This window comes from Kocuria sp. CNJ-770, from assembly GCF_001942375.1.
GTDB lineage: Bacteria > Actinomycetota > Actinomycetes > Actinomycetales > Micrococcaceae > Kocuria > Kocuria oceani.
Genome location: NZ_MKJW01000089.1, coordinates 88,871 through 96,543 on the forward strand (window position 1 = coordinate 88,871; position 7,673 = coordinate 96,543).

The window sequence follows — 7,673 nt, forward strand, 5'->3', positions numbered from 1 at the left end:
GTCGCCGGGGACCCGCGGGCCGAGGCACCGGACGGGCGGACAGCGGCCCGCTGACCGCCCCCGGGCGGTTAAACACGACCGTTACGGAAGGGAAACTCCGGCGCCGCACCCCGCCGACATGCTTTACCTGTCAGTTGACAGAAACTCCGCTCGGGCGGGGTCCAGGCGGGGAGAAGCACATGATCATTCTCGGGGTCGGCACCACCGTCCTGGCGGTGCTCGTCATCGGCGTGCTGGTGGCGCGCAAGGTCGACGGGGACAGCACCAACTATCTCGTGGCGGGACGCCAGCTGGGCATGCCGCTGGTCGCGGTCTCGCTCACCGCCGCGGCGGTGGACTCGAACGCCACCGTGGGCAACACGGACCTCACCTCCGGCTACGGCTTCTGGGCCGGGGCGTCCCTGGCCCTGGGCCTGGCGGTGTGCCTCCTGCTGGCCGGGCTCTTCCTGGCCAAGCCCATGAACCGGATGCGGCTGCTCACCCTCGGGGACTTCTTCCGGATCCGCTACGGCCGGCGCACGGAGACCCTGGCGTCCCTCATCATGATCTTCGCCTTCACGTTCCTGCTGGCCGGCAACCTCGTGGCCTGCGGGTTCCTGCTCGAGTACTTCGCGCACGTGCCGTACGCGGCCGGCGTGCTGGTGGCCAGCGCCCTGGTGCTCAGCTACACCCTGGCGGGCGGGCTGTTCTCCGACGCCTACACCGCGGTGCTGCAGACCGTGATCACCGTGGTGGCCGCGGTGGCGCTGATCGTGTGGGTGGCGCTGACCTACGGCATCGTGGTGCCGGAGGGGATGGGCCCGTTCGACCTGGAGCAGCTCACCAGCTCCGAGGCCGGCGCCCCGATCAACTGGGCCACACTGATCGCCCTCGGCATCGGCGACCTCGTGGCGATCGACTTCATGCAGCGGATATTCGGCGCCAGGAGCCCGCGCGTGGCGCAGCGCTCCTGCTTCCTGGCGGCCGGCACCACGGCCGTGATCGGCACGATCTTCGCCCTCGTGGCCCTCACCGCCTCCTCCGTGCTGGGGCTCTCCGCCGCGGACGGGCCCATCCTCTACACCCTGCTGGGCGAGTACGCTCCGCCGCTGCTCGCGGTGCTGGTGCTCTCCGGCATCGTGGCGGCTTCCTTCTCCACGGCCTCCGGCGCCATCCTGGCGACCTCGGCCGTGACCGTGCGCAACGTCTTCAACGTGCGGCGCACCGAGATCACCGGCGCGCAGGACCCGCTGCTGCGCTGGACGCGGCTGGCCATGCTCCCGGTGGTGCTCACCGGGATCCTGCTGGCCGTGCGGGTCAGCCAGACCGGGATCCTGCTGACCCTGGCCTTCGACCTGATGCTGGCGAGCCTGTCGGCGTCCTTCATCCTGGGCACCTTCTGGAAGCGGCCCGGCGCCCGCGCCGCCCTGGCCGCGGCGGGCGTCGGCCTGACCAGCCGGCTGGTGTTCCTCGCGCTGACGCCCACGATCTACGGCGCCCCCAACGAGCTCTTCCACCTCGAGAACACCCTGGTCACCAGCGCCTTCGACGGCTGGGCGACCCTGCTGGCCGGCGCCCTGGGCTGGCTGACCTACGTGCTCGTGGGTCTCACCGCCGCCCGGCCCCAGGCGGAGACGGACACGCAGCGGCTGGAGCTGTACCGCCTCTACCGAGAGCAGACGCCCTCGGGGTTCACCCCGCGCGTCCGCGCGGGCGCGGCGGCCGGGCCCGGCGTCGAACCCGCCGCCGATCCGCAGGTCCCGGCGCGCGTCTGAGGACTCGGAGCCCGCGCCGAGGGCCGGCCCTCGGCGCGGACTGCTCAGCGCGCGGTGGCCGTCACGGTCCTCGGCTGGTAGCGGACGGGCTCGAAGGTGGTGGCCACGATGCCGCGCAGCGCCTCGAGGTCGCCCCTCACCAGGCCCGCGGCGCGGGCCTGGACCAGGACGTTGCCGATCGCGGTGGCCTCCACCGGTCCGGCGACGACGGTGCGGCCGGTGCGGTCGGCGGTGAGCTGGCACAGCAGGCCGTTCTGGGACCCGCCGCCGACGACGTGGATCGTGCGGATCGCCCGCCCCGACAGCCACTCGGCCTGCTCGATCGTGACGGCGTAGGCGGCCGCCAGCGACTCCAGGATGCAGCGCACCACCTCGGCACGGGTGCGCGGGGGCTCCACGTCGTGCTCCCGGCACCAGGCTACGATCCGGGCGGGCATGTCCCCGGGGGCGGTGAAGCGCTCGTCGGTGGCGTCGACCACTTGCACGGGCCGGACCACCGCGGCGGCCTCGGCCAGCAGCGCGGCGAGGTCGCTGCTGCGCTGGGCGTCGGTGGTGCCGGGGCCGTCCCAGGTGCGCATCGACTCGGAGAGCAGCCACAGCCCCGAGACGTTCTTCAGGAAGCGCACCCGGCCGTCGACTCCCCCTTCGTTCGTGAAGTTGGCCGCGCGGCTCTCCGGGGTCAGGACCGGGGCGTCCAGCTCGATCCCGACCAGCGACCACGTGCCCGAGGAGATGAACGCCGACTCGCCGTCGACGGCGGGCACGGCGACCACGGCCGAGGCGGTGTCGTGGGAGCCCACGGCGGTCACCGCGAGCCCCGGTGCCGCCCCGAGCTCGACGGCGACATCCGGCAGCAGCTCCCCGATCGTGGTGCCGGGGACGACGACGGGGGCGAAGAGCTCGCGGGGGTAGCCGAGCCGGTCCATCAACCGGGTGTCCCACTGCCTTGTGCGGGCGTCGAGCAGCCCGGTGGTGGAGGCGTTGGTGGCCTCGGCGACCTGCCGGCCGGTGAGCCAGTAGCCGATCAGGTCCGGGATCAGGAGCATCCGGTCGGCCACGTCCAGGTCGCCGCGGACCCGGTCGACGGCCAGCTGGTAGACCGTGTTGAAGGGCAGGTGCTGCAGCCCGGTGCGGGCGTGCAGCTCCTCCGGCGGGATCCGCCCGTGCACGGCATCCACCCCGGCGGCGGTGCGCTCGTCGCGGTAGGAGTAGGGCACCCCGAGCATCCGCCCGTCCCGCAGCAGGGCGTAGTCCACGGCCCAGGAGTCGACCCCGATCGAGGCCACCCCGGGGTCCTCCCGCACCGCCTGGGCCAGCCCGGCGGTCAGGGACCGGTGGAGCTCGGTGATGTTCCAGTGCAGCCCGTCCCGGTCCCCTTCGTGCAGACGGACGGGCCGGTTGGGGAAGCGGGCGACGTGGCGCAGCCGCAGCCGCCCGTCCTCGATCCCGCCGAGCATCACCCGTCCGCTGGTGGCGCCCAGGTCCACCGCCGCCACGGTCCTCGTCATGGTCGTCGCCTCCGCTGCCGGGCGCGCATCAGCGCAGGAAGGCGGCGGCCACGCCGGCGTCGACGGGCACGTGCAGACCGGTGGTGTGCGAGAGGTCCCCGGCGGTGAGGGCGAACACCGCGTTGGCGACGTTCTCGGGCAGCACCTCGCGCTTGAGCAGGGTGCGCTGGGCGTAGAACTTGCCCAGCTCCTCCTCCGGCACCCCGTAGACCGCGGCTCGCTTGGCGCCCCAGCCGCCGGCGAAGATCCCCGAGCCGCGGACCACCCCGTCGGGGTTGATGCCGTTGACCCGGATCTGGTGCTCGCCCAGCTCGGCGGCCAGCAGGCGGACCTGGTGGGCCTGGTCGGCCTTGGTGGCGGAGTAGGCGATGTTGTTCGGCCCGGCGAAGACGGAGTTCTTCGAGGAGATGTAGACGATGTCCCCGCCCATGTCCTGGGCGATCATGGTCCTGGCCGCGGCCTTCGAGACGAGGAAGGAGCCCTTGGCCATCACGTCGTGCTGGAGGTCCCAGTCGGCCTCGGTGGTCTCCAGCAGCGGCTTGGACAGCGACAGCCCGGCGTTGTTGACCACCAGGTCCAGCCCGCCGAAGGCCAGCACCGTCTCGTCGACGGCCGTCTGCACGGCGGCCTCGTCGGCGACGTTGACGGCCACCCCGACGGTCACGTCCGGCCCGCCGAGCTCGGCGGCGGCCGCGCGGGCCTTCTCGAGGTCGAGGTCGGCGATCACCACGCAGGCGCCCTCGGCGGCCAGGCGGGCGGCGATCGCCTTGCCGATGCCCGAGGCCGCCCCGGTGACCAGGGCGATCCGGGTGGCCAGGGGCTTCGGCTTCGGCATGCGGGCCAGCTTGGCCTCCTCCAGCGCCCAGTACTCGATGCGGAACTTCTCGGCCTCGTCGATCGGCGCGTAGGCGGAGATGCCCTCCGCCCCGCGCATGACGTTGATCGCGTTGAGGTAGAACTCCCCGGCCACCCGGGCGGTCTGCTTGTCCTTGCCGAAGGAGAACATCCCCACCCCGGGCACGAGCACGATCGCCGGATCGGCCCCGCGGATCGCCGGCGAGTCCGGGCCGGCGTGGCGGTCGTAGTAGGCCTGGTAGTCGGCACGGTAGGCCTCGTGCAGCTCCTTGAGCCGGGCCACGCACTCCTCCACGGGGGCGCCGGCCGGCAGGTCGAGGGCCAGGGGCTTGACCTTGGTGCGCAGGAAGTGGTCCGGGCAGGAGGTGCCCAGGGCGGCCAGGCGGGGGTGCTCGGCGGCGGCCAGGAACTCCAGCACCCGGGGGTCGTCGGTGAAGTGGCCCACCTGCGGGCGGTCGTGCGAGGCGAGCCCCCGGATCACCGGGGCCAGGGCCGCGGCCTTGGCCCGGCGCTCCCCCTCCGGCAGCGCCTGGAAGCCCTCCAGGACCGGGCCGAAGGGCTCCGGCACCGAGTACTGGTCGAGATGGGCCTCGGCGGTGCGGATGATCCACAGCGAGTTCGCCTCGGCCTCCTCACTGGTGTCGCCCCAGGCGGTGATCCCGTGGCCGCCCAGGATGCAGCCGATCGCCTCCGGGTGGGCCTCCTTGACCGCGGCGATGTCCAGGCCCAGCTGGAAGCCGGGACGGCGCCAGGGCACCCACACGACCTTCCCGCCGAAGATCTCGGCGGTGAGCCGCTCGCCGTCGGCGGCGGTGGCGACCGCGATCCCGGAGTCCGGGTGCAGGTGGTCCACGTGGGCGGCCTCGACCAGCCCGTGCATGGCCGTGTCGATGGACGGGGCGGCCCCGCCCTTGCCGTGCAGGCAGTAGTCGAAGGCGGCGACCATCTCGTCCTCGCGCTCCACCCCGGGGTAGACGTCCACCAGGGCCCGCAGGCGGTCCAGCCGCAGGGTGGCCAGGCCCTGCTCGGTGAGCGTGCCGAGGTCCCCGCCGGAGCCCTTGACCCACAGCAGCTCGACGTCCGCGCCGGTCACCGGGTCCGTGGCTGTGCCCTGGGCGGAGGTGTTCCCGCCGGCGTAGTTGGTGTTCTTCGGGTCGGCGCCCAGCCGGTTGGAGCGGGCGATGAGATCGGCGACGACGGGCTGCGCAGTGGTCTTCGTGGTGGTTTGCTGGGCGTTCATGGGGAGGATGCTCCTCGGAGAGTGGCTCAAATGGATCAGACGGAGTGAAGGAATCAGACCGATCGAGTCATCGGCCGATCAGGACGGTCGGAACAGCAGGCTCATGCGTCCTCGGCGGCACCAACTCGCCCGAGCCGGGTCGCCGCTCAGGAGGCCCAGGAGGCCTGCGTGCCGCCGACCCGCTCGGCGCTGATGCGCTGCTGGTACCCGGAGGCGGCGTAGGCGGCCATCGGGTCGGCCGGCAGGCCCCGGGACTCCCGCCAGGCGGCGAGGGCCGGCCGGACGTCGGTGTAGAAGGCGTCCATCAGGACCTGGTGCGCCCCCAGCACGTCCCCGGCCTCCTGGGCGGCCGTCAGCGACGCCCGGTCCAGCAGCAGCGCCCGGGCGGTCATCTCCTGGACGTTGAGCACGGAGCGGATCTGGCCGGGGATCTTCTCCTCCACGTTGTGGCACTGGTCGAGCATGAACGCCACCCCGGCGGCGGGATCGAGCCCGCCGCCGCGGACGACCTCGACCATGATCCGGAAGAGCTGGAAGGGGTCGGCCGCGCCGACGATGAGGTCGTCGTCGGCGTAGTTGCGGGAGTTGAAGTCGAAGGACCCGAGCTTGCCCAGCCGCAGCAGCTGCATCACGATGAACTCGATGTTGGTGCCGGGGGCGTGGTGTCCGGTGTCGAGGCAGACCACGGCCCGCTCCCCCAGGGCGGCGACCTGGGCGTAGGCCGTCCCCCAGTCCGGCACGTCGGTGTGGTAGAACGCCGGCTCGAAGAACTTGTACTCCAGCACCAGCCGCTGCTCCGCGCCGACCTGGGCGTAGATCTCCGCCAGGGACTCGGCCAGCCGGTCCTGGCGGCCCCGCATGTCCTGCTGGCCGGCGTAGTTCGTGCCGTCGGCCAGCCAGATCTTCAGGTCCCGCGAGCCCGTGGCGTCCATGACCTCCAGGCACTCGAGGTGGTGCTCGATCGCCGTCCGCCGCACCGCGGGGTCGGTGTGGGTGAGGGAGCCGAACTTGTAGACGTCGTCCTGGAAGGTGTTGGAGTTGATCGTCCCGACGGCCACCCCCTGGTCGGCGGCGTACCGGGCCAGGCCCGCGTAGTCGTCGACCCGGTCCCACGGGATGTGCAGCGCCACGGACGGCGCGAGCCCGGTCAGCCGGTGCACCACGGCGGCGTCGGCGACCTTCTCCTCCACCGTGCGCGGCGTGCCGGGCGTGGAGAACACCTTGAACCGGGTCCCGGAGTTGCCGAACGCCCAGGAGGGCAGCTCGATGGCCTGGGCGGCGAGCTGGGGCGCGATGTCGTCGAATGCAGTCATGACCTTCACGTCTTCCGTGCGAGAGGCGGGAACGCGACCTGCGGGGCCGCGATGCGTGCTTGAATCGTTTCACTACGGTAAGTCGTGAGCTGAGTCACGTCAAGGCGCGGTCTTCCGATCACTTGCGTGATTCGTTGGCGCTTCGCGCTACGGCGTGCAAGAGAGATCATGCCGAGCTATTGAAACGTCTCAAAAACTCGCTACGATGGCGGCGTACTGAGAGGCAGCTCACATGCCGCGGGTCGTCCGATGCCCGGCCCGCCGGCGAGCACCACCGCCTCCCATGCCGTTCCGGCCCCTCCGGCCGTCCACCACGAAGGAGTCCCGCATGGGCACCCACGCCTCTTCTGCGGAGCTGCAGGAACTGATCCGGCTGCCCGAGGAGACCACACGCACCCGCCGGTGCTTCCTCCTCCACGTCCGTCCCGAGAAGCTGGCCGAGTACGTGGAGGTGCACCAGCGGGTCTGGCCCGAGATGCTCGACGCGCTGCACGAGACGGGCTGGCGGAACTACTCCCTCTTCCTGCGCCCGGAGGACGGGCTGGTCGTGGGCTGCTTCGAGGCCGAGGACACCGCCGCGACCGAGCAGCGCATGGCCGAGCACCCCGTCAACACGCGCTGGCAGGCCGAGATGGCCCAGTACTTCGTCGAGGGCTCGCAGCCGGAACCGCTGCTGCAGTACTTCCACCTGGCCTGACCCGGCCGCCACCGCCCGTCCTGCGCTCCGCGCCACCACCGTCATCGTCGTCGAAGGATCACCCATGACCACCACCAAGCTCGGAGGCTGGAAGGCCACCATCGCGGTCTCCATGTCCAACTACATCGAAGCGGGGTCCATCATCGCCCTGGCCACCAGCCTGGGGCTGTGGCAGGAGTACTTCGGCTTCACCAACCTCGCCGTCGGCTCGTGGCCGCGCTCAGCGCCAAACGCCTTCGGCGCGGCCCTGGGCGCGATGATCGGCGGCCCGCTGGGCGACCGATACGGACGCAAGTTCATCTACAC

General features: G+C 71.9%; 5 protein-coding genes and 1 pseudogene. 3 read left to right on the plus strand and 3 right to left on the minus strand.

All coding sequences use genetic code 11. The features are described from left to right. Positions 1-179 precede the first annotated feature (179 nt). A complete protein-coding gene (locus BJF77_RS08485) occupies positions 180-1,754 on the plus strand; it encodes a sodium:solute symporter family protein (RefSeq protein WP_075871874.1) in 1,575 nt (524 codons plus the stop codon). A 44-nt stretch (positions 1,755-1,798) separates the two neighbouring features. Here the strand turns inward: BJF77_RS08485 and BJF77_RS08490 are convergent, their stop codons facing one another. The 3 genes from BJF77_RS08490 to rhaI all read right to left on the minus strand — a co-directional run bounded on the left by BJF77_RS08490 (position 1,799) and on the right by rhaI (position 6,670). Next, positions 1,799-3,262: a rhamnulokinase family protein gene (locus BJF77_RS08490; RefSeq protein ID WP_075871875.1), complete on the minus strand. Its 1,464-nt coding sequence runs from the start codon at positions 3,260-3,262 to the stop codon at positions 1,799-1,801. Between the two features lie 28 nt (positions 3,263-3,290). Continuing rightward, positions 3,291-5,357 (minus strand): bifunctional rhamnulose-1-phosphate aldolase/short-chain dehydrogenase, encoded by a 2,067-nt coding sequence (locus BJF77_RS08495; protein ID WP_075871876.1) that lies wholly within the window; start codon positions 5,355-5,357, stop codon positions 3,291-3,293. Positions 5,358-5,503: 146 nt separating this feature from the next. Beyond that, on the minus strand, positions 5,504-6,670 hold the full coding sequence (gene rhaI / locus BJF77_RS08500; RefSeq protein ID WP_075871902.1) for an L-rhamnose isomerase: 1,167 nt from the start codon (positions 6,668-6,670) through the stop codon (positions 5,504-5,506). A 328-nt stretch (positions 6,671-6,998) separates the two neighbouring features. Between rhaI and BJF77_RS08505 the strand changes: the two genes are divergently transcribed. Continuing rightward, positions 6,999-7,367 (plus strand): L-rhamnose mutarotase, encoded by a 369-nt coding sequence (locus BJF77_RS08505; RefSeq protein WP_047802303.1) that lies wholly within the window; start codon positions 6,999-7,001, stop codon positions 7,365-7,367. A gap of 64 nt (positions 7,368-7,431) precedes the next feature. Continuing rightward, positions 7,432-7,673, plus strand: a pseudogene (locus BJF77_RS08510) (MFS transporter); the annotation flags it as partial.

Excerpts from the sequence above, each read along its gene's own strand:
- BJF77_RS08485 (WP_075871874.1), top strand. The coding sequence starts at position 180 with ATGATCATTCTCGGGGTCGGCACCACCGTCCTGGCGGTGCTCGTCATC.
- BJF77_RS08490 (WP_075871875.1), bottom strand. The coding sequence starts at position 3,262 with ATGACGAGGACCGTGGCGGCGGTGGACCTGGGCGCCACCAGCGGACGG.
- BJF77_RS08495 (WP_075871876.1), bottom strand. The coding sequence starts at position 5,357 with ATGAACGCCCAGCAAACCACCACGAAGACCACTGCGCAGCCCGTCGTC.
- rhaI (WP_075871902.1), bottom strand. The coding sequence starts at position 6,670 with ATGACTGCATTCGACGACATCGCGCCCCAGCTCGCCGCCCAGGCCATC.
- BJF77_RS08505 (WP_047802303.1), top strand. The coding sequence starts at position 6,999 with ATGGGCACCCACGCCTCTTCTGCGGAGCTGCAGGAACTGATCCGGCTG.